The sequence below is a fragment of the Caulobacter sp. GW821-FHT11E11 genome, from assembly GCF_058808315.1.
This window is the reverse complement of the sequence record NZ_JBXARO010000006.1, coordinates 289,097-311,098: the sequence shown is the minus strand read 5'-3', so window position 1 is coordinate 311,098 and position 22,002 is coordinate 289,097. Positions and strand designations below refer to the sequence as shown.

At 68.8% G+C, this 22,002-nt stretch carries 20 protein-coding genes; 16 read left to right on the top strand and 4 right to left on the bottom strand.

Going from position 1 to position 22,002, the window contains the following annotated elements:
* From iolD to tpiA, 12 genes are all read left to right on the top strand, one after another.
* A complete protein-coding gene (gene iolD, locus AC1RR5_RS16870; RefSeq protein WP_492923148.1) occupies positions 1–1,845 on the top strand; it encodes a 3D-(3,5/4)-trihydroxycyclohexane-1,2-dione acylhydrolase (decyclizing) in 1,845 nt (614 codons plus the stop codon).
* A gap of 3 nt (positions 1,846–1,848) precedes the next feature.
* The gene (gene iolE / locus AC1RR5_RS16865) at positions 1,849–2,748 is read left to right on the top strand and encodes a myo-inosose-2 dehydratase (protein WP_492923146.1); all 900 of its coding nucleotides are present in this window, start codon (positions 1,849–1,851) and stop codon (positions 2,746–2,748) included.
* The gene (gene iolB, locus AC1RR5_RS16860; protein ID WP_492923144.1) at positions 2,745–3,554 is read left to right on the top strand and encodes a 5-deoxy-glucuronate isomerase; all 810 of its coding nucleotides are present in this window, start codon (positions 2,745–2,747) and stop codon (positions 3,552–3,554) included. Before iolE ends, iolB begins: the two co-directional genes overlap by 4 nt.
* Before the next feature lie 32 nt (positions 3,555–3,586).
* Positions 3,587–5,086 (top strand): CoA-acylating methylmalonate-semialdehyde dehydrogenase, encoded by a 1,500-nt coding sequence (locus AC1RR5_RS16855; protein WP_492923142.1) that lies wholly within the window; start codon positions 3,587–3,589, stop codon positions 5,084–5,086.
* A 185-nt stretch (positions 5,087–5,271) separates the two neighbouring features.
* On the top strand, positions 5,272–6,609 hold the full coding sequence (locus tag AC1RR5_RS16850; protein WP_492923140.1) for an MFS transporter: 1,338 nt from the start codon (positions 5,272–5,274) through the stop codon (positions 6,607–6,609).
* 2 nt (positions 6,610–6,611) lie between these two features.
* Complete coding sequence (locus tag AC1RR5_RS16845; protein WP_492923138.1) at positions 6,612–7,409, top strand: inositol monophosphatase family protein; 798 nt, start codon at positions 6,612–6,614, stop codon at positions 7,407–7,409.
* 94 nt (positions 7,410–7,503) lie between these two features.
* Positions 7,504–7,725: a hypothetical protein gene (locus tag AC1RR5_RS16840; protein ID WP_492923136.1), complete on the top strand. Its 222-nt coding sequence runs from the start codon at positions 7,504–7,506 to the stop codon at positions 7,723–7,725.
* A 61-nt stretch (positions 7,726–7,786) separates the two neighbouring features.
* Positions 7,787–8,119 carry a PepSY domain-containing protein gene (locus tag AC1RR5_RS16835; RefSeq protein ID WP_492923134.1) on the top strand — a complete coding sequence of 111 codons (333 nt, stop codon included), beginning with the start codon at positions 7,787–7,789 and terminating at the stop codon, positions 8,117–8,119.
* On the top strand, positions 8,120–8,785 hold the full coding sequence (locus tag AC1RR5_RS16830; RefSeq protein ID WP_492923132.1) for a response regulator transcription factor: 666 nt from the start codon (positions 8,120–8,122) through the stop codon (positions 8,783–8,785).
* Positions 8,782–10,134 (top strand): ATP-binding protein, encoded by a 1,353-nt coding sequence (locus AC1RR5_RS16825; RefSeq protein ID WP_492923130.1) that lies wholly within the window; start codon positions 8,782–8,784, stop codon positions 10,132–10,134. Before AC1RR5_RS16830 ends, AC1RR5_RS16825 begins: the two co-directional genes overlap by 4 nt.
* Before the next feature lie 138 nt (positions 10,135–10,272).
* Positions 10,273–12,843, top strand: coding sequence for a TonB-dependent receptor (locus AC1RR5_RS16820; protein ID WP_492923128.1), 2,571 nt, complete (start codon positions 10,273–10,275; stop codon positions 12,841–12,843).
* Positions 12,844–12,913: 70 nt separating this feature from the next.
* Positions 12,914–13,612, top strand: a complete 699-nt coding sequence (gene tpiA, locus AC1RR5_RS16815; protein ID WP_492923127.1) for a triose-phosphate isomerase — start codon at positions 12,914–12,916, stop codon at positions 13,610–13,612.
* On the opposite strand, the gene AC1RR5_RS16810 is transcribed toward tpiA, so the two are convergent.
* Positions 13,609–14,271 (bottom strand): O-methyltransferase, encoded by a 663-nt coding sequence (locus AC1RR5_RS16810; RefSeq protein ID WP_492923125.1) that lies wholly within the window; start codon positions 14,269–14,271, stop codon positions 13,609–13,611. The two genes, tpiA and AC1RR5_RS16810, sit on opposite strands and share 4 nt — an antisense overlap.
* A gap of 95 nt (positions 14,272–14,366) precedes the next feature.
* Between AC1RR5_RS16810 and AC1RR5_RS16805 the strand changes: the two genes are divergently transcribed.
* Genes AC1RR5_RS16805 through AC1RR5_RS16795 form a run of 3 tightly spaced genes read left to right on the top strand, consistent with a single transcriptional unit; the run spans position 14,367 to position 15,926 of the window.
* A complete protein-coding gene (locus AC1RR5_RS16805) occupies positions 14,367–15,035 on the top strand; it encodes a TetR/AcrR family transcriptional regulator (protein WP_492923123.1) in 669 nt (222 codons plus the stop codon).
* Positions 15,036–15,091: 56 nt separating this feature from the next.
* A complete protein-coding gene (locus AC1RR5_RS16800; RefSeq protein ID WP_492923121.1) occupies positions 15,092–15,454 on the top strand; it encodes an ArsR/SmtB family transcription factor in 363 nt (120 codons plus the stop codon).
* Positions 15,447–15,926 carry an SRPBCC domain-containing protein gene (locus AC1RR5_RS16795; RefSeq protein WP_492923120.1) on the top strand — a complete coding sequence of 160 codons (480 nt, stop codon included), beginning with the start codon at positions 15,447–15,449 and terminating at the stop codon, positions 15,924–15,926. Before AC1RR5_RS16800 ends, AC1RR5_RS16795 begins: the two co-directional genes overlap by 8 nt.
* On the opposite strand, the gene AC1RR5_RS16790 is transcribed toward AC1RR5_RS16795, so the two are convergent.
* A complete protein-coding gene (locus AC1RR5_RS16790; protein WP_492923118.1) occupies positions 15,923–16,822 on the bottom strand; it encodes a LysR family transcriptional regulator in 900 nt (299 codons plus the stop codon). The two genes, AC1RR5_RS16795 and AC1RR5_RS16790, sit on opposite strands and share 4 nt — an antisense overlap.
* A gap of 97 nt (positions 16,823–16,919) precedes the next feature.
* Between AC1RR5_RS16790 and ilvD the strand changes: the two genes are divergently transcribed.
* On the top strand, positions 16,920–18,773 hold the full coding sequence (gene ilvD, locus AC1RR5_RS16785) for a dihydroxy-acid dehydratase (protein WP_492923116.1): 1,854 nt from the start codon (positions 16,920–16,922) through the stop codon (positions 18,771–18,773).
* Here the strand turns inward: ilvD and AC1RR5_RS16780 are convergent.
* Both AC1RR5_RS16780 and AC1RR5_RS16775 read right to left on the bottom strand, forming a co-directional pair.
* Positions 18,751–20,112, bottom strand: coding sequence for a sigma-54-dependent transcriptional regulator (locus tag AC1RR5_RS16780; RefSeq protein ID WP_492923114.1), 1,362 nt, complete (start codon positions 20,110–20,112; stop codon positions 18,751–18,753). The genes ilvD and AC1RR5_RS16780 overlap by 23 nt on opposite strands.
* Positions 20,112–21,953, bottom strand: coding sequence for a sensor histidine kinase (locus AC1RR5_RS16775; RefSeq protein WP_492923112.1), 1,842 nt, complete (start codon positions 21,951–21,953; stop codon positions 20,112–20,114). Before AC1RR5_RS16775 ends, AC1RR5_RS16780 begins: the two co-directional genes overlap by 1 nt.
* Positions 21,954–22,002 lie beyond the last annotated feature (49 nt).

Below are 22,002 nucleotides of genomic sequence, written 5' to 3'. Positions count from 1 at the left end.
ATGGCGATAGTCCGTCTCACCGCCGCCCAGGCGACCGTCCGCTGGCTCTCGGCGCAATATGTCGAGACCGGGGAGGGCGAGGTCCCGTACTTCGCCGGGGTCTGGGCCATCTTCGGCCACGGCAATGTCGCCGGCCTGGGCGAGGCCCTGCACGGCGTCCGCGACGTGCTGCCGACGTATCGGGCGCACAACGAGCAGGGCATGGCCCACGCGGCCATCGCCTTCGCCAAGCAGTCGCGGCGTGAGCGGGCCATGGTCTGCACCACCTCGATCGGCCCCGGCGCGACCAACATGGTCACCGCCGCCGCCCTGGCGCATGTGAACCGCCTGCCGGTGCTGTTCCTGCCCGGCGATGTCTATGCCAGCCGGCGACCCGATCCGGTTCTCCAGCAGGTCGAGGACTTCGGCGACGGCACGGTCAGCGCCAACGACTGCTTTAAACCGGTGTCGCGCTATTTCGACCGCATCGTCCGGCCCGAACAAATCCTGGACGCCCTGCCACGGGCGCTCGCTACCATGCTGGACCCGGCCACCTGCGGCCCCGCGACCCTGGCCTTCTGCCAGGACGTCCAGGCCGAGGCCTTCGACTATCCGGAAGCCTTCTTCGCCAGGCGCGTCTGGCGCATCCGCGCGCCGCGTCCCGATCCGCGCGAACTCGCCGAGCTGGTGTCGCTGATCAAGGCGGCCAAGCGACCGCTGGTCGTGGCCGGCGGCGGGGTGCTGTACGCCCGCGCCGAGACAGCCCTGGCCGACCTCGCCCACGACACCGGCCTGCCGGTCGCCGAGACGCAGGGCGGGAAGGGGAGTTTGGCGTGGGATCACCCGCTGAACCTGGGCGCGGTCGGCGTCACCGGCACGACCGCCTCGGTGGCGGCGTCGGAAGAGGCCGACCTGATCATCGGGATCGGCACCCGTCTGCAAGACTTCACGACCGGCTCGCGCGCCCTGTTCGGCGCCGAGGGCCGCAAGCTGGTCCAGGTCAATGTCGCGCCGCACGACGCCCACAAGCACGGCGCCTCGGCCGTGGTCGGCGACGCCCTGGCGGTGGTCGAGGCGCTGGCCGAGCCCCTGGACGGCTGGCGTGCGCCCGAAGCCTGGACGCAGAAGGCCACCGGCGGTGTCGCCGGCTGGAACACGATCTTCGACGAGGCGACCCGCGCCGACGCGCGGCCGCTGCCGACCGACGCCCAGGTGCTGGGCGCGGTATGGCGGGCCTCGTCCGACGACAGCGTGGTCGTCTGCGCCGCCGGCGGCCTGCCGGGCGAGCTGCACAAGCTGTGGCGCACGCGCCAGCCCGGCGGCTACCACGTCGAATATGGCTTCTCGTGCATGGGCTACGAGATCGCCGGCGCCGTGGGCGTGAAGATGGCCGCGCCGGACCGCGAGGTCCACGTGATGGTCGGCGACGGCAGCTACCTGATGCTGAACTCTGAGCTCGCCACCTCGGTGATGCTGGGGACCAAGCTGATCGTCACCGTCCTTGACAACCGGGGCTATGGCTGCATCAACCGTCTGCAGGCGGCGACGGGTGGCGCGGCGTTCAACAACCTGCTGGCCGACACGCGCCACGAGACTCTGCCGGATATCGACTTCGCCGCCCACGCCGCGAGCCTGGGCGCGCGGTCGGAGAAGGTGGCCAATCTCGCCGAACTGGAGGCCGCCCTCCAGCGCGCCCAGGCCAGCGACCGGACCTACGTCGTGGTCATCGACACCGACCCGATGCCGACCACCGAAGGCGGCGCCTGGTGGGACGTGGCGGTGCCGGAAGTCTCGGTGCGTCCGACGGTGAACGCGGCCCGCAGCGACTACGAAACCAAGATCAAGCAACAGCGTACGGGGGACTAACCCATGACCATCCGTTTCGGCGTGAGCCCCATCGCCTGGATCAATGACGACATGCCCGAGCTGGGCGGCGACACCCCGCTGGAGAGCGTGCTGGCCGACTGCCAGGCGATCGGCTTCACGGGCGTCGAGCTGGGCGGCGTCTTCCCGCGCGACCCGGCGGTGCTGAAGCCGCTGCTGGACCGCTATGACCTGACCCTGGTCGGCGGCTGGTACAGCGGCAATCTCTTGGTGCAATCGGCCGACGACGAGATCGCGGCGCTGCAGAAGCATCTGGCTTTGCTGAAGGCCATGGGCTGCACCGTCTTCGTCCATGCCGAGACCAGCAACGCCATCCACGGCGACAAGACCAAGGCCTTGTCCGCCACCCCGCGTCTCGACGCCGAGGGCTGGAAGGAGTTCGGCGCCCGCCTGACCAAGGTGGCCGACTACATCGCCGCCCAAGGCATCAAGTTCGCCTACCACCACCACCTGGGCACCGTGGTCGAGCGGCCCGAGGACCTGGAGGCCTTCCTGGCCAATACCGGTCCCTCTGTTGGCCTGACCGTCGATACCGGCCACGCGGCGCTGGGCGGCCTGGACCCTGTCCAGGTCATCCGCAGCTATCCGCACCGCGTCGCCCATGTGCACTGCAAGGACATCCGCAGCGAGGTCTTCCACAAGGTGGTGTCGCGCGGTGGCGGCAGCTTCCTTGACGGGGTGCTGGCCGGCATGTTCACCGTGCCCGGCGACGGCTACCTCGACTATGCGGCGGTCATGCAGGCCCTCGCAGAGATCAACTACTCCGGCTGGATCATCGTCGAGGCTGAGCAGGACCCGGCCGTCGCCAATCCGCGCGAATATGGCGAGATCGGCCTGGCGACCCTGAAGAAGGAAGCCGCCGCCGCGGGCTTGAAGGCCGCGTGATGAGCAAGCTGCTGGTCCGCTCCCACGCCCCCGACGCCGACGGCTCGATCCTTGAGGTCACGCCGCAGAGCGCCGGCTGGGCCCATGTCGGCTTCCAGGTCGTCAAGCTGGCGGCTGGCGAGACCTTCGAAGGTTCCGAGCCGGGCCGCGAGACCTGCGTCGTCGTGATGAGCGGGACCGCCGAGGTCAGCGCCGAGGGCGTCTCGTTCGGCCAGATCGGCGGCCGCGCCAGTGTGTTCGAGGATCGGGCCCCAGGCGCGGTTTACGTGCCCGCCGCCACGGCCTTCGCCGTGACCGCCGTCACCGACGTCGAGCTGGCCCTGTGCACCGCGCCGGGCAAGCCGGGCGGCGAGGCGCGCCTGATCGCCGAGGGCGACATGCCGCGTGAGGTTCGCGGCAAGGGAACCAACGTCCGCCACGTCCGCAACATCCTGCCCGAGACCGCCCCGGCCGACGGCCTGCTGGTGGTCGAGGTGATCACCCCCGGCGGTCACTGGTCCAGCTATCCCCCGCACAAGCACGATACGGCGACGGAGGGCGAGGAGACGGCGCTGGAGGAGACCTACTATCACCGCCTGAATCCGCCGCAGGGCTTTGCCTTCCAGCGCGTCTATACCGACGACCGCAGCCTGGACGAGACGGTCTGCGTGCAGGACGGCGACGTGGTGATGGTGCCGCGCGGCTACCACCCGGTCGGGGCCCCGCACGGTTACGACCTCTACTACCTCAACGTCATGGCCGGTCCGCACCGCAAGTGGATCTTCCGCAACGACCCGGCCCACGACTGGATCATGCGGCAAGCCTGATCCTGGTCTTTCTGTAAGCGAAGGAGCGCGTCATGCGCAGCATCCCCCACTTCGTCGGCGGTCGCGCCGTCGAGGGTACGTCCGGCCGTTTTGGCGACGTCTTCGATCCCAACACCGGCAAGGTCCAGGCGCGCGTGGCGCTGGCCTCGGCTTCGGAACTGGAGGCCGCCATCGCCAACGCCAAGGCCGCCCAGCCGGCCTGGGCGGCGACCAATCCGCAGCGCCGCGCCCGGGTGATGTTCGAGTTCAAGCGCCTCCTGGAAATCCACATGGACGAGCTGGCGGAACTGCTGTCATCCGAGCACGGCAAGGTTGTCGCCGACAGTAAGGGCGACATTCAGCGCGGCCTGGAAGTCATTGAGTTCGCCTGCGGAATCCCGCACCTGCTGAAGGGCGAATACACCCAAGGCGCCGGCCCCGGCATCGACGTCTATTCGATGCGCCAGGCGCTTGGCGTCGTAGCGGGCATCACCCCATTCAACTTCCCGGCCATGATCCCGATGTGGATGATGGGCCCGGCCATCGCCTGCGGGAACGCTTTCATCCTCAAGCCCTCCGAGCGCGATCCGTCGGTGCCGGTGCGCCTCGCAGAGCTGATGATGGAAGCCGGCCTGCCGCCGGGGATCCTGAATGTCGTCCACGGCGACAAGGACTGCGTCGAGGGCATCCTCGACCATCCCGACATCAAGGCCGTCAGCTTCGTCGGCAGCTCGGACATCGCCCAGTCGGTGTTCCAGCGCGCCGGGGCCAGCGGCAAGCGCGTCCAGGCCATGGGCGGGGCCAAGAACCACGGCCTCGTCCTGCCCGACGCCGACCTGGACCAGGCGACCGCCGACATCATCGGCGCGGCCTACGGTTCGGCCGGCGAGCGCTGCATGGCCCTGCCGGTCGTCGTGCCGGTCGGCGAGAAGACCGCCATCGCCCTGCGCGAGAAGCTGGTCGCCGCGATCGGCGGCCTTCGGGTCGGCGTGAGCACCGACACGGACGCCCACTACGGCCCGGTGGTCAGCGCCGCCCACAAGGCGCGGATCGAGAACTACATCCAGATGGGCGTCGACGAGGGCGCCGAGCTGGTCGTCGACGGTCGCGGCTTTGCCCTGCAAGGCCACGAGGAGGGCTTCTTCGTCGGCCCGACCCTGTTCGACCACGTCAAGCCGACCAGCCGCTCGTACCACGACGAGATCTTCGGCCCGGTGCTGCAGATGGTCCGCGCCGAGAGCCTGGCGGAGGGCATCGGCCTGGCCTCGCGCCACCAGTACGGCAACGGCGTGGCGATCTTCACCCGGAACGGCGACGCCGCCCGCGAGTTCGCCGATCAGGTCGAGGTCGGCATGGTCGGCATCAACGTCCCGATCCCGGTGCCGGTCGCCTACCACAGCTTCGGCGGCTGGAAGCGCTCGGGCTTCGGCGACCTGAACCAGTACGGCCTGGACGGCGTGCGCTTCTACACCCGCACCAAGACCGTCACCCAGCGCTGGCCCAAGGGCGGCGCGGTGCTGGACCAGAGCTTCGTCATCCCCACCATGCGATAGCCAACCCAACGCGTTCCTGCGTGCGCGACTGGCCTCGGACGGTGACGTCCGGGGCCTTCTTTTTCGTGTTCCAAAGTGTTCTGTGAATGGAAAAAATCTTCCATTCATTGTCGTAATGGAATAGCGTGTTTCGAAACGGCTGATCGGTCCGCCACGTAGCGGGACGAGGGCAGGGGGAGACGAAGATGCTGAAGTTCTTCGCGCCGGGGCTGGACGCGGCGCCGCTGAGCGATCCCGCGACGATCGACACGCTGTACCGGCGCCATCGCTTCCGGATCATGCTGGCCATCACCCTGGGCTACGGCCTGTCCTACACCTGCCGCCTGGCGCTGGGGGTGGTGAAGAAGCCGCTGATCGACGCGGGCGTGTTCACGCCCACGGAGCTGGGGCTGATCGGCTCGGCGCTGTTCTACACCTACGCCTTCGGCAAGCTGACCAACGGCTTCCTGGCCGACCACGCCAACATGAAGCGGTTCTTCGCCTTCAGCGTGCTGATCTCGGCCATCGCCAATATCGGCATGGGCTTCTCGACCACCGTGGCGATGTCGGCGGTGCTGTGGGGCCTGAACGGCTGGTTCCAGAGCTTCGGCGCGCCGGCGGGCGTGGTGTCGATGAGCCAGTGGTTCTCAAACCGCGAGCGTGGTCGCTACTACGGCATATGGAGCACGGCCCACTCGATCGGCGAGGGCCTGACCTTCGTGGCGGTCGGCGGCATCGTCGGGGCGCTGGGCTGGCGTTACGGCTTCTGGGGACCGGCGGTGATTGGCGTGCTGGTGGCGATCGGCAGCTACCTGCTGATCCAGGACCGCCCGCAGACGCTTGGCCTGCCGCCCATCGCCCAGTGGCGCAATGACCTGTGGCAGGGCGACAAGCCCAAGCAGGAGGCCTCCAGCGTCTTCAAGACCCAGCTGCAGATCCTCAAGATCCCCGCCGTCTGGGCCTTGGCCTTGTCGTCGGCGCTGATTTACGTGACCCGCTACGCCATCAACAGTTGGGGCGTGCTGTATCTGCAGGAGGCGCGGGGCTACAGCCTGGCCGCCGCCGGTTCGCTGCTGATGATCTCGACCCTGGCCGGCATTATCGGCGCCGTCTCGTACGGCTTCATCTCCGATAAGCTGTTCAACGCCCGCCGTCCGCCCGCCAACCTGCTGTTTGGCCTGATGGAGCTGGCCGGTCTGTGGCTGATCTTCTACGGCCCCAACACCGGCCCGGTGCTGATCACCGGCATGATCCTGTTCGGCCTGGGCATGACCGCCCTGGTCACCTCCTTGGGCGGTCTGTTCGCCACCGACATCTGCCCCAAGCGCGTCGCGGGCGCGGCCATGGGCCTGATCGGCGTGTTCAGCTATCTGGGCGCGGCGATTCAGGAACAGGTCAGCGGCGCCCTGATCGACAAGGGCCTGCGGGTCGTGGACGGCGTGCGCCACTACGACTTCGCGCCCGCCATCGTCTTCTGGATGGGAGCGTCCGTCGCCTCCCTGACCCTGGCCACCTGCCTGTGGCGCACCAAGCTGAGAGACTGACCGTGACCGAACCTTCCCCGCTGCTGCAGACGATGATCCGCGCGGCCCGCGCCGCCGGCGACCGCCTCAAACAGGACTTCGCCGAGATCGCCACCCTGGAGATCAAGCACAAGAACGGTCCGGCCGACCCCTTCACCATCGCCGACGTACGCGCCGAACAGACCGTGAAGTCGATCCTGTCGGAGGCCCATCCCGACTACGGCTTCCTCGGCGAGGAGGGGGGGCTGGTCGAAGGCGCGGACCCCTCCAACACCTGGATCTGCGATCCGCTGGACGGCACCGCCAACTTCCTGATCGGCCTGCCGATCTGGGCGGTGAACGTGGCCCTGCAGCGCGACGGCGAGATCGTCGCCGGCGTCACCTACATCCCGATGTTGGGCGAGCTGTTCCGGGCGGAGAAAGGCAAGGGCGCGTATCTGAACGACGTCGCCATCAGCGTCTCCAGGCGCCAGGGCCTGGAACAGGCCATCCTGGCCGTCGGCGTGCCGTTCCTGGGCAAGCCGCGCCAGGAACAGTTCCACGCCGAGATGCAGCGCCTGACGCCCAGGGTCGGCGGCGTGCGTCGCCTGGGGGCGGGGGCCGTCGACATGGCCTATGTCGCCTGCGGCCGCTTCGACGCCTATTGGGAGCAGTCGGTCAGCGCCTGGGACATGGCGGCCGGCGCGGTGATCGTCCGCGAGGCCGGCGGCGTCGTCACCGACACCCTGGGCCGCGACCTCGACGTCATGAACGGCACCGTGCTGGCGACCACGCCACAGATGCAGGCTACGCTGCTGCACGAACTGCGTCCGGTCGACTAAAAACTATCGCCGTAATATTGCTATAAAATTCAATGACGGTACGCTCAAGGAGGGCGCGCCGCCGATCCCGTGCGCGCCAAAGGACGCTGCCGTCATGCTCGATCTCGTCACTGTCACGCCCGAGGAGTTCGCCGACCTGCGCATGAGCCTGCCGGCGATCACCGACCGTTATCTGTTCGACGTGCTGGGCATCAGCGAGACGACCTGGGTCAAGCTGCGCAAGGGTTTGCCGATCAAGCGCATCACCCTGGAACGGGCCCTTGCCAAGCGCGAGCGCTGGCGGGCCATGGGCGGGGGCGGGCGCATCGCCGCCTAAGCCGCACGGCCTAGGTCCCGCGTCAGGGGCGTGTCAGGATGGGTGTGGAATCGTCCAGACCATGATCCTTTCCCGCACCCCGTTCCGTAACCTGCTGATCGCCGTGGCCGCTGTCTCGACGCTGGCCGCCGGCGGGGCGACCGCCAGCGAGCACAAGAAGCAGGACCACGACGCCGCCCGTCAGGCGCTGCTGCGCAAGGAAGTCCTGCCGCTGACCCGAATCCTGGCCATCGCCGCCCAGCGCGCGCCCGGCGAGGTCATCGAGGTCGAGCTGGAGCAGGGCGACCATGGCCGGCTGAAGTACGACCTGAAGATCCTCTCCAAGACCGGTCGCATCCGCGAGCTGGAGCTCGACGCCAAGACCGGCGCGACCCTGAAGCTCGAGGACGACTGAGTGCGCGCGCTGGTCGTCGAGGACGATCCCGTCGTCGGTCCGGACCTGGTCAAGGCGCTGGCCGCCAGCGGCTTCGTCGTGGACCTGGCCCGCGACGGCGAGGACGCCTCGTTCAAGGGCGGGGTCGAGGACTATGCCGTCGCGATCCTGGACCTTGGCCTGCCGCGCCTGGACGGCCTGACGGTGCTGCGGCGCTGGCGCAAGGACGGCCGGGCCTTTCCGGTGCTGATCCTGTCGGCGCGCGGTGACTGGACCGAGAAGGTCGAGGGCATCGAGGCCGGGGCCGACGACTACCTGGCCAAGCCGTTCGAGATGGGCGAGCTGCTGGCCCGCGCCCGAGGCCTGGTGCGCCGCGCCGCCGGCCGCGTCTCGCCGGTGATCGAGGCCGGCCGCCTGGCGCTCGACACCCGCCGGATGTCGGCGACCCTGGACGGCGCGCCGATCAAGCTGTCGCCGCTGGAGTTCCGCCTGCTAGACTGCCTGGCGCACAATCCCGGCCGCGCCGTCTCGGCCGGCGAGCTGGCCGAGCAGCTGTACGGCGTGGCCGAGACCGCCGACGCCAACGCCATCGAGGCCTTGGTCACTCGTCTGCGCCGCAAGGTCGGCTCGGACGTGATCGAGACCCGGCGGGGCTTCGGCTACCTGCTGGTGGGACTGGCCGCGTGAAGGGACGCTCGCTCAGAGGTCGCCTGATCGCCGGCGGCATGCTGGCGATCCTGGCCGCCCTGGCGGTGTCGTGGCTGGCCATGACCTGGCTGTTCGAGCGCCACATCGAGCGCCGTGAGACCGCCGAACTGATCCGCACGGGCCAAGCCCTGGCCGCCGCCGTGCGCCTGGAGCCGAACGGCGCGCCGGCGGTCGAGCTCCTCCTGGCCGACCCGCGCCTGCGCAGGGCCATGGGCGGCCTGTATTGGCAGGTTTCGACACCGGCCGGACTGAAGACCTCGACCTCGCTCTGGGACCAGACGCTGAAGGCGCCGCTGGACGCGCCGGCCGACGACTGGGCCTCGCGCATCGCCGCCGGGCCGTTCGGCGATCGGCTTCTGCTGGTCGAACGCGCCGTGCGTCCCGACCGCAACGGCCCCGCCGTGCTGATCCAGGTGGCCAGCGACGAGAAGGTCCTGCGCCTGGCGCGGGCCGAGTTCGGTCGCGACCTGGCCCTGTTCCTGGCCGGGCTGTGGGTGGTGCTGTCGGCCGCCGCCGCCCTTCAGGTCACCTTGGGTCTCTCGCCGCTGGCTCGGGTCCGCGAGGACCTGTCGCGCCTGCGCAAGAGCCCCTCGGCCCGGATGTCCGACGAGCATCCCCAGGAGATCGCGCCCCTGGCCGAGGCGATCAACGCCCTGGCCGAGGCGCGGGAGGCGGATCTGGCCCGCGCCCGCCGCCGCGCCGGCGATCTGGCCCATAGCCTCAAGACTCCGCTGGCCGCCCTGTCAGCCCAGAGCCGCCGCGCCCGTGAGGCCGGCGCGACGGAAGCTGCCGACGGCCTGGACGCCGCCATCGCTGCCGTCGGCGCCGCCCTGGAGGCCGAGCTGGCTCGCGCCCGCGCCGCCGCCGCCCGCGAGGCCGCCTTCACCGCCGAGACCGCGCCCCTGGCCGTCGCCGAGCGCCTGGTGGCGGTGCTGGAGCGCACGGCCGACGGCGAGCGGCTGATCTTCGATGTCGAGATCCCCGCCGACCTGCTGGTTCCCGTCTCCGAGGACGCAGTGACCGAGATGCTAGGCGCCCTGATCGAGAACGCCGCCCGCTACGCCCGCCGCCAGGTGCGGGTTTCGGGTCGTCCGATGGCGGACGGTCCGGTGCTGTTCGTCGAGGATGATGGGCCCGGCATGGACGAGGGCCGGGCCGAGGCGGCCCTGGCGCGCGGCGCCAGGCTGGACGAGGCGGGACCGGGCCACGGCCTGGGCCTGGCGATCGTCCGCGACCTGGCCGAATCCTCCGGCGCAGCCCTGGCCATGGATCGCTCGGACCTGGGCGGCCTGCGCGTCGCCATCGCCTGGAAAACGTCCGTGTCCTGAAAACCTTTTCCAGCAACAGTTTGCACGAAATTTTCTATTCTGTTTGCAAAATAGAATTTTTGTTCGTATCGTCCTCTTCAGCGACCCAGAGCGCTCAATGGCGCCGTGGCGGAGTCGTCAACAGGGAAGGGGAGGATGATGAACGCATCCAAACTCGTGGGCGCTTTGCTGCTCACGACTTGCATCGTGGCGCCCGGCATGGCCGCCGCTCAATCACAGACAACGACGGTCGAAGAGGTGGTCGTCACCGGCCAACGGGCCTCTGACCGGGACTCGCTGCTGAAGAAGCGCGACGCGGTCAGCGCCGTCGAGGTCGTTTCGGCCAACGACGTGGGCAAGCTGCCCGACCAGAACGTCGCCGAGTCCGTCCGCCGCCTGACCGGGGTGTCGGTGGCCACCGACAAGGGCGAAGGCCGCTACCTGATCATCCGCGGCATCGAGCCGAACCTGGCCAACGTCACGATCAACAACCAGACCGCCTCGGCCCCCGAGCCGGAGTCGCGGAACGTGAAGCTGGACGACATTCCGTCGGCGCTGATCGGTTCGGTGACGGTCGTCAAATCGCTGACCGCCGACCTCGACGCCAACGCCATCGCCGGCCAGGTTGACATCAACACCCTGACGGCTTTCGACCGGAAGAAGAACATCCTCAGCGCCCGCTATGTGCGCGGCGTCTACGAGAACAGCGACCGTAAGGCCAACGAGGGCGACCTGTCGGTCGGCGGCAAGTTCGGTCCCGAGAAGCAGTTCGGCCTGGTCCTGGCCGTCAACTATTCCAAGCGTCCGTCCTATTCCGAGGACATCCTGGCCACCAGCCGCCAGGTCGTGAACGGCGTCGACCTGCCGGCCGAGATGGACCAGCGCATCTATGATCCGGCCTGGCGCACGCGGAAGGGCGCGGTGGCCAATTTCGACTGGCGTCCGAACGACAACGTCAAGCTCTACGCCCGCGTGATGTACTCGGAGTTCGGCGACTCTGAGAGCCGCAACCGCTTCCGGTTCTTCTTCCCGGGTTCGGCGGCCAGCTACACCAACCTGACGGCTGACGGCGGCGACATCAATGTCGGCTCGACCACGGCCCGCCGCCTGTTCCGCCAGCGCAGCGAGACCACCGACACCACTACCTTCTCGGTCGGCGGCGACGTCTACTGGGGTCCGGGCATGCTGACCATCCAGGCCACCCATGCGGAATCCAACAAGAAGGACCCGATCCGCGACGAGGTCGAGTTCCGCGCCGCCGCCTCCACGGGCCTGGGCGGCAGCTTCAAGCTGGGCGACGAGATGCCCGACAGCTTCACGGTCAACGCCGCGGCGCTGAACCCCGCCAACTATCGCCTGAACAACTACAAGCGCGTCTCGCGCAAGGCCGGCGAGGAGCTGAACCAGGTTCGCGCCGACTACAAGCTGCCGATGGCCAACTGGGGCGAGGGCAGCTACCTGAAGTTCGGCGCCAAGTACCTCAAGCGCGACCGCTTCCAGGACCAGACCGGCCGGACCTTCACGGCTGCCGGCGCGGCCGCCGCCCAGACCCTGGCCGCGTTCACCGCCGACAATTTCCCGCTGATCTCGGACGGCAAGTACAGCTTCGGCCCGACCATCAACTTCAAGTCCGCCCGCGACTATGTCGACGCCAACCAGAGTCTGTTCACGGTCAACGCCAGTGACCAGATCTCGCAGTCGGTGACCTCGGACTACAAGGTCGTCGAGAAGGTCACGGCCGCCTATGTGATGGCCAGCATCCAGAAGGGCGACCTGACGATCGTGCCGGGCCTGCGCGCCGAGCGCACCGAGGGCGACACCAAGGCCATCGCCTTCACCTCGGCCACCACCCTGACCAGCGGCTACAACTCGTTCGGCGGCTACAGCTACACGAACTGGTTCCCGAGCCTGAACCTGAAGTACCAGTTCAGCTCGCACCTCCTGGCGCGCGGCGCGATCACCACCGCCCTGGGCCGGCCGCCGTTCGTGGACCTGGTTCCGACCGTCACCGTCGACGTGGCCAGCAACACCGTCAGCATGGGCAACCCGAACCTGAAGGCGCAGAAGGCGACCAACTTCGACTTCTCGCTGGAATACTATTTCCCCAGCGAAGGCGGCATCTCGATCGGCCTCTTCCACAAGGACATCGAGAACCCGATCTTCAACTCGACGTCGACGAACCAGACCGGGACTTATGGCGGCGTGGCCCTGACCAACGCCATCGTCAACTCGTACGCCAACGGCACGAAGGCGAGCGTGACGGGCCTGGAGTTCAACATCCAGAAGCCGCTGACCTTCCTGCCGTCGCCGCTGGACGGCTTTGGGGTCAACTTCAACATGACCTTCACCGACGGTTCGCTGAAGGTCCCTGGTCGCAGCGTTAAGACCCCGCTGGTCGGCCAGGCCGACAAGATCGCCAGCGCCCAGGTCTATTACGAGAAGTACGGCTTCTCGGGTCGCGTGGCCTACACCTACCACTCGGCCTATCTGGACACCGACGGCGGCCTGAACGTCAGCGACGCTACCGGTCGTTCGGACGGCTATTTCGGCGAGCTCAGCACCCTGGACGCCAAGGTCGCCTACAAGGTCACCAAGCAGTTCGAGATCTTCGCCGAGGCCAACAACCTCAACGACGCGAGCGACTACTACTTCTTCCGGACCAGCAACCGGTTCCGCGAAAGCGAGAGCTACGGCCGCTCGTACCGTTTCGGCCTGTCCTTCACCTACTAGTCGAAGTCCCTCTGATCGGCCGGCCGTAGCGTTCACCTGCGGCCGGCCTTTTCATGCCCGGAGCGCGACCTTGATCGTAGGCAATTGGAAGATGAACGGCGATCTGGCCCTGCTGGACGCTCTGGCGGCCGCGCTGGCCGGCGGGGTTTGGACGGGCAGGGCGGTGGTCTGTCCGCCGGCTACCCTGCTCCGCGAGGCCCATCGTCGCCTGGCGCCGTTGGGCGTCGAGATCGGTGCGCAGGACTGCCATGTCGCCGAACGCGGAGCCCACACCGGCGACCTGTCGGCGAGCCTGCTGGCGGCGGCGGGCGCGCGGCACGTGATCGTCGGCCATTCCGAGCGCCGCGTCGCCCATGGCGAGGCCGACCTGCGGGTGCGGGAGAAGGCCTTGGCCGCCGTCGCGGCAGGCCTGTCGCCGATCATCTGCGTGGGCGACACCGCGCAGGAGAGGGCGTCGGGCGAGGCGGTCGAGGTCGTCACGCGCCAGGTGCGAGCGGTGCTGGACGAGCGGCTGGAGGGCCGCGCCTGGGCCCTGGCCTACGAGCCCGTCTGGGCGATCGGCTCGGGCCGGGCGGCGACGCGGGACGACATAATCGAGATGCATGCCGCCCTTCGCGCCGCGGTCGGGGGAACCACGCCGATCCTCTACGGAGGCTCGGTCAGCGCAGACAACGCCGGCGAGATCCTGGCCTGCCCGGAGGTGGGCGGCCTGCTGATCGGTGGCGCGTCGCTGCGTCCCGACCAGTTCGCCGCCATCCTCAGAACCTAGAGCCGCATCGACAACTCGACATCCTCGCCGAACGCCACCGACAGATAGCCGGCCATCGGCGAGCGCACCCGGCCCATATAGTCGGGGGCGTAGTCGGCATTGTCGGCGACGATCAGCGCGCCGCGCTTCAGGCGGCTCTCCAGCAAAGCGAGAATATCCGGGTAGAGGGCCTTGGCGCCGTCGAGCAGAACGAGGTCGATCTCGTCGGGCAGGTCGGTCGCCAGGGTCTGCAGTGCGTCGCCCTCACGGATCTCGACCAGATCGTAGACGCCGCCATCGATAAGGTTATGGCGAGCGCGGGCGGCCTTGGAGGCCTCGAACTCGGTGGTGATCAGCCGACCGCCGCCATTGTCACGCAAGGCCGCGGCCAGGTGCAGGGTCGAGAGGCCGAACGAGGTCCCGAACTCGACGATGGTCTTGACGTTGCTGCTGCGGGCCAGCATGTAGAGCAGGGTGCCCGTCTCGCGCGACACGGCCAGGGGGTAGTCCTTCAGGCGGCCGTACAACTCAAGATATTCTGTCTTGCTGCGCATCAACCGGGTATGCTCGTCGTCGGTCATGTCGGCGAAGGCCGGATCGTTCATCGGCGAGGCTTCGTCAGCCTCGGTGAACAGGCGCTCCAAAAGGGGCGCGATAGGAACGGTCGTCAGGGTCGTCATCGGTGTTTCCGAAGCTTGGACGGCGCGATCTTGCGCCGGTCTCGAAAATACGAATAAATCGTCGTGTTCCGGTATTCGCATTGGAAGGGCCTCTGATGGCCGATCGTCCAAGTCCCCGGATTTCCTCACGAAAGCAGCCTCAGCAGGCCCGCTCGACCGAGCTCGTGACGGCCATCCTGCAGGCGGCTGTTCAGGTTCTGGCCAAGGAAGGCGCGCACCGTTTCACGACCGCCCGGGTGGCCGAGAAGGCCGGGGTCAGCGTCGGCTCGATCTACCAGTACTTCCCCAACAAGGCCGCTATCCTGTTCCGCCTGCAGAGCGACGAGTGGCGGGAAACCAGCGACCTCTTGAAGAGCATCCTGGAAGACCAGAGCCAGCCGCCGCAGGAGCGCCTGCGGGCCCTGGTCCACGCCTTCATCCGCTCCGAGTGTGAGGAGGCCGGGATGCGCGTGGCCCTGCACGACGCCGCGCCGCTGTATCGCGACGCGCCTGAGGCCCAGGAGGCGCGGGTGTCGGGAACCCGCACCATGCAGGGCTTCATGCGCGAGCTGCTGACGGACGTGCCCGACGCGATCCGCGACCTGGCCGGCGACCTGATCTCCACGACCCTGGGCCAGGTGGGCAAGACGTTCTCGGAAGAGCCGCGCACCGAGGCCGAGATCGAGTCCTACGCCGACGCCATGGCTGACATGTTCCAGGGTTACATCGCCTGGATCGCCTGGCGCGACCCCAGCGCACTCGCCCGCCGCCCCCTGTCTCGTTAGGCCGCCTCGCCAAGACCCCTTGCGCAGTGGCCTTTCGCGTGTAAACACTGAACCAGATGGTTCAGTCTTCAGCAGCCCGCCTCGACGCCTCCTTCGCCGCGCTTTCGGACGCCACTCGCCGTGGCGTCCTGGAGCAGCTGGGGCGTTCGGACGCCTCGATCTCGGAACTCGCCGATCGCTTCCACATGACCCTGACGGGCATGAAGAAGCATGTCGGCGTCCTGGAGCAGGCGGGTCTGGTCACGACGCAGAAGGTCGGGCGGGTGAGGACCTGCCGGCTGGGCGGGCGCGGCTTCGAGGAAGAGGTCGCCTGGATCGAAGAACGACACCGGATCTGGAGCACGCGCTTCGACGCGCTGGACCAGGTGATCGAAGCGATGAAACGCAAGGAGAAGATGGATGGGCGAACGAGTGAGTGACGGCCGCACGGTGGTCGAACGGACTTCAGAACGCGAACTTGTCGTCACGCGGATCTTCAATGGCCCCGTGCGCATCGTTTATGACGCCTGGACCAAGGCGGAACTGTTCCAGTTGTGGTGGGCGCCCAAGTCCAGCGGCGTGCCGATGATCGCCTGCACGATGGATGCCCGCACCGGTGGCGGCTACAGCGTCACGTTCGGCCGCGACGCCGACAACACCATGACTTTCTTCGGCAAATACCTGGAAGTGACGCCGGGCGAGCGCCTCGTCTGGACCAATGACGAAGGCGAGGAAGAGGGCGCCGTCACCACAGTGACCTTCGCGGAGGAAGAGGGCGACAAGACCCGGCTGATCCTGAGCGAGCTCTATCCCTCGAAGGAAGCGCTGGACGCGTCGTTCGTCGGCATGGAGGACGCCATGCCCGAACAGTTCCGGCAACTTGACGAATTGCTCGCGTCTCAGACGGCCTAGGGCTCGGAGTCCAGCAATTTCAGGAAGTTGGCCAAGGTTGCCGAGATCTCGCCGCGTCGCCAGACAAGGCCGGTCTCCAGCTCTGGCACCGCGCCGGCCAGCGGGATGTAGCTGACGCCGGTGCGGGCCATGTTTCGCAGCGAGGCCGGGACCAGGGCGATGCCGAGGCCGCTGGAGACCAGGCTGATGATGGTCTGCATCTGGATGGCCTCCTGCACGATCCGGGGCGCGCCGCCCAGGGTCGCGTAGTAGCCGGTGACCAGGTCGTGGAAGGCCGGGGCCACCTGCTTGGGGAACAGGATCAGCGGCGAGGCCAGGACCTCGGTGCGGGTCAGGTGGTCCTCGCTGCCGATCCGTCCGTCATCGACCCAGGCCGTCGGCACGGCCGCGATCAGCGGCTCGCGCAGCAGGCGGCGATAGTCCAGCGGCGGCGGCAGGGCCTGGTCGGCGGGCGGGATGATGATGCCGGCATGGCGCTCGCCCGCGACCAGGGCCGGGATTTGGACGTCGCTGGTGGCCTCGAACAGGCGGATCTCGACGTCCGGAAAGGCCTGGGAGTAGCGCCGCACCAAGGCTGGCAGGACGCTGTAGTCGGCGGTGCTGACGAAGGAGAGGGTGAGCAGGCCCGTCTGGCCATCGCGGATCCGCCGGGCGGTGGTCGGCAGTTCCTCGACGCCCTCCAGCGCCGCCAGCACGTGCGGCAGCCACTGCTCGCCCAGGGCGCTTAGGCGCACGCTGCGCTTGGAGCGGATGAACAGCGGCGCGCCCAGGGTCTTTTCCAGCGCCATGATCGACTGGCTGAGCGGCGGCTGGGTCATGCCCAGCCGCTCGGCGGCCCGGCCGAAGTGCAGGGTCTGCGCGACGGCGGCGAAATGGCGGAGCGGGCGGATGTCCATTTGATATGCTCAGCGACCTAATGGTGCTGAACTAATATATTTTGTGCGCGGGAGGAACGGCCGTAGAAAGACCCTACAGCCGACATTGAGATTTCCCATGCCTCCCTATCGTTCACGCACCTCGACCCATGGCCGCAACATGGCCGGCGCCCGCGGCCTGTGGCGCGCCACCGGCATGAAGGACGAGGACTTCGGCAAGCCGATCATCGCGGTGGCCAACAGCTTCACCCAGTTCGTCCCGGGTCACGTGCACCTGAAGGACCTGGGCCAGCTGGTCGCCCGCGAGATCGAGGCGGCCGGGGGCGTGGCCAAGGAATTCAACACCATCGCGGTGGATGACGGCATCGCCATGGGCCACGGCGGCATGCTGTATTCGCTGCCCAGCCGCGAGCTGATCGCCGACAGCGTCGAATACATGGTCAACGCGCACTGCGCCGACGCCATCGTCTGCATCTCCAACTGCGACAAGATCACCCCCGGCATGCTGATGGCCGCTATGCGGCTGAACATCCCGGTGGTCTTCGTCTCGGGCGGTCCGATGGAAGCCGGCAAGGTGACGATCAAGGGCGAGATCCGTGCGCTGGACCTGGTCGACGCCATGGTCGTGGCCGCCGACGACAAGTACACGGACGAGGAAGTCACCGCGATCGAGAAGGCCGCGTGCCCGACCTGCGGCTCGTGCTCGGGCATGTTCACCGCCAATTCGATGAACTGCCTGACCGAGGCGCTCGGCCTGTCGCTGCCCGGCAACGGCTCGGTCCTCGCCACCCACGCCGACCGCGAGGCGCTGTTCCTCGAGGCTGGCCGCGTGATCGTCGACCTGTGCCAGCGCTGGTACGAGCAGGACGACGCCACGGCCCTGCCGCGCAACATCGCCACCCGGGCCGCGTTCGAGAACGCCATGAGCCTGGACATCGCCATGGGCGGCTCGACCAACACCGTGCTGCACCTGCTGGCCGCGGCCCAGGAAGGCGGGGTCGACTTCAAGATGGAAGACATCGACCGCCTGTCGCGCCGCGTGCCGTGCCTTTCCAAGGTGGCGCCGGCCAAGGCCGACGTGCACATGGAGGACGTCCACCGCGCCGGCGGCGTCATGGCCATCCTGGGCGAGCTGGAACGTGGCGGCCTGATCGACACCACTCAGCCGACCGTCCACGCCACGACGATGGCCGAAGCCCTGGCCCGCTGGGATATCGGTCGCACCAACAGCGCCACCGCCCACGAGTTCTTCCGCGCCGCGCCGGGTGGCAAGCCGACCCAGATCGCCTTCAGCCAGGCCGCCCGCTGGGAGAACCTGGACCTGGACCGCGAGAAGGGCGTCATCCGCTCGGTCGAGCACCCGTTCTCGAAGGACGGTGGCCTGGCCGTGCTGTTCGGCAACCTGGCCCCCGAGGGCTGCATCGTGAAGACGGCCGGGGTCGACGACTCGATCCTGACCTTCAAGGGCACGGCGCGGGTCTATGAGAGCCAGGAGGCGGCGGTCAGCGGCATCCTGGGCGGCCAGGTCAAGGCCGGCGAGGTCGTGGTCATCCGCTACGAAGGCCCAAAGGGCGGTCCGGGCATGCAGGAGATGCTGTACCCGACCACCTATCTGAAATCGAAGGGCCTGGGCGCGGCCTGCGCCCTGATCACCGACGGTCGCTTCTCGGGCGGCACCTCGGGCCTGTCGATCGGCCACGTCTCGCCGGAAGCCGGCGAGGGTGGCCTGATCGCCCTGGTCGAGACCGGCGACGACATCCTGATCGACATCCCCAACCGGGGCATCACTCTGGAGGTCTCGGACGCGGTCCTGGCCGAGCGCCGCGCCGCCCAGCTGGCGCGTGGCAAGGACGCCTGGAAGCCGCTGGACCGCAAGCGCGAGGTTTCGCCCGCCTTGCGCGCCTACGCCGCCATGACCACCAACGCCGCCAAGGGCGCGGTCCGCGACGTCAGCCAGGTCGAACGCGGCTAGAACCGGGACGGTAGGCCGCCACGTCGATGTCGTGGCGGTCCAACTTGTCGTAGAAGGTCTTGCGCGGAATGCGCAGGACCTCCAGCGCCTTGCGCACGTCGCCGTCGCAACCGGCCAGGGCCTCGCGGATCACGTGGGCCTCGTAGGTCGCCACGCGCTCGGGCAGGGGCGGCAGCTCTTCGGGCACGCCACCGGTCGCCTGGTCGGCCAGGCCCAGCGCCACCCGCTGGGCATAGTGGCCCAGCTCGCGCACATTGCCCGGCCAGTCGTGATTGTGCAGCCGCCAGCGGACCTGGTCGTCGATGACCGGGTGCGGGCCGTCCAGGCGCTCGCAGGCCCGCGCCAGGAAGTGGGCGAACAACAGCGGCACGTCATCGCGGCGCTCGCGCAGCGGCGGGATGCGGATGCGCACCACGTCCAGACGATGGAACAGGTCCTGGCGGAAGGTCCCGGCCGCCACGGCGTCGGCCAGGTTGCCCTTGGCGGCCGCCACGACGCGCAGGTCCAGGGTCTGGGCGCGGTTGGAGCCCAGGGGCGTGACCTCGCGCTCCTCCAGCACTCGCAGGAACTTGCCTTGCGCCTCAGGGGCCAGGGTCTCGATCTCGTCCAGGAAGAGCGTGCCGCGATCGGCCTGCTGGATGCGGCCCATGCGCTGGCGCACGGCGCCGCTGAACGCGCCCAACTCGTGGCCGAAGAGCTCGCTGTCGAGAGCGCTGGCGGGCAGGGCGGCGCAGTCGACGGCGACGAACTCGCGGTCGCGCCGCCGGCCCCAGGCGTGCAGGGCGCGGGCGGCCAGTTCCTTGCCGACCCCGGTCTCGCCTTCCAGCAGCACGTCGACATCGGCGCTGGCCAGTTGGCGCAGGGTGGCGCGAAGGCGCTCCATCACCGGGGTCTGGCCGATCAGCGGCCAGTCGCCTTGGGCCTGGGCGGCCAGGCTGCGCAGCTCGCGGTTCTCCAGCACCAGCCGGCGCTTCTCGATGGCGCGGCGGACGCTGCTGACCAGACGCTCGGGAGCGTAGGGCTTGGCCACGAAGTCGTAGACGCCGTCGTGCAAGGCCTCGACGGCTTCTGAGACGTCGGCATGGCCGGTGATCAGGATGACCGGCAGGTCGGGGTCCTGCTCCTTCAGGCGGCGGAACAGTTGGCGGCCGTCCATGCGCGGCATGCGGATGTCGCTGACCACCACGCCTGGAAAGTCGGCGGGCACGGCCGCGACGGCGGTCTCGGCGGAGTCGAAGGCCAGCACCTCGAACCCCGCCAACTGCAGGGTCTGGACGTTGGCGTCGCGCAGGACGTCGTCGTCGTCGATGAAAGCGACCTGGTTGACCGAAACGGGCATCACGAACGCGCCTTGGGCAAGGACATGAGGAAGCGGGCGCCGCCGGGGCCAGCCTCCAGGGAAAGCTCGCCGCCAAACTCGGCGACGATGTCGCGGCTGATCACCAGGCCAAGGCCGAGGCCCCGGGGCTTGGTGGTCGCGAACGGGGTGAACAGAGTCTTGGCCGCCTCGGGGGCGACGCCGGGGCCGTTGTCGGCGACCAGGATCCGCACCTGCGAACGCTTGACCGAGACCTGGACGCGGATCTCCGGATCGGCCGCGCCCTCCAGCGCCTCCAGGGCGTTCTGGAGCAGGTTGACCAGCACCTGCTCCAGGCGGAAGCGCTCGGCCATCACCCGGGCGGCCTCGTCGGCCTCGTCGCGGACGACACGCACGCCCTGCTGGCGCAGGCGTGGGCCGACCAGCAGCAGGGCGCCATCGACGGCCTCGCGCACCGTCACCGGCGCGGCTGGGGCGCTGGACTTGCGGGCGAAGGCGCGCAGCTCGTCGGTGATCAGGCCGATGCGCTCGGTCAGGCCCGAGATCAAACCGAGGTTGGCCTTGGCGGTCTTGTCGTCGGCGCGGTCCAGGAAGGCGGCGGCGTTGTCGGCATAGGCGCGGATGGCCGCCACCGGCTGGTTGATCTCGTGCGCCACGCCGGCGGCGATCTGGCCCAGGGTGGCCAGCTTGTTGGACTGCACCAGCTCGTCCTGCATGACGTGGACGTGAGCCTCGACGCGGCGGCGCTCCTCGATCTCGACGGTCAGGCGCTGGTTGGTCTCGCGCAGTTCGGCGGTGCGCTCCTGGACGCGGGCTTCCAGCTCCAGGCGGGCGGCCTCCTGGCGGGCGGCGCGGACGGCGGCCTGGCCGCGCCAGCGCAGCAGGGCGGCGGCCAGGGCGCAGGCGACAAGGCCGGCCAGCAGGGCGATGGCGCGCGCGCCGCTGACAGCCGTGCGCAGCGGCGCGCCGACGGGGGTTAGCGTGTAGACCGTCCAGCCCACCGCGCCGAGGTCGGCGCTGGCGGCCATGTAGCGGGTCTCGTCCTGACCGCGCGGCGCGACGTTGGTCAGGGTGGGCGCACGACCCGCGACCGGACGGGGCGAGGCCTTCAGCACGTCGAACGGCGCGTCGCCGAAGCGGTGCTCGGCGCGCAGCCGGTCCTGCTCGGTCGGGGGCAGGGGGCTGAGCGTCGAGAACCGCCACGCGGGGATCGAGGTCACAAGGATCACGCCGCGCGGGTCGGCGGCGAAGGCGGGTTCGGCGGCGGACCATTCGGCCTCCAGCGCCTCGAACTCGACCTTCACGACCACCACGCCCAACAGGCCCTCGGGTCCATCGACACGTCGCGACATGAAGAGGCCCGGACGGCGGCTGACCGTGCCCAGGGCGAAGAGCTCGGCCGTGCCGTCGGCCCTGGCCTCCTTGAAATAGGGCCGAAAGCTGTAGTCGGAGCCGACGAAGCTGGTCGGCTCGCGCCAGTTGCTGGCCGCGATGGTCATGCCCTTGGCGTTCAGGACGTAGATCACCGCCGCGCGCGTGCCGCCGCTCAAGGTCTCTAGCTTGCGGTTCATGGCTGCCAGGCCCTGAGCGTCCTCCGAGCGCAGCACCTCGGCCACGTCGGGGTCCTGGGCCAGGACGAAGGGCAGGGAACGGTGCTTGGCCAGCTCGCTACGCAGGACGGCCGCGTGCAGGGTCGCCGAGGCCTGGGCCTGGCGGGCGAGGTCGGCCGTGGCGCGCCGCTCTGCCACCGCGCCGGCGAAGCCGACGACGCCCGCCAGCAGGATCGCGCAGACCACGACGAACACCGCCCAGCGCCGCACGATCGGGTCGGCCAGATTCGGGAAAGGCGGCGTCTTGGTCATGGAAGCGGTTCCACGGTTTGTGCGGATTTTCGCACAAACTGCGCGATCG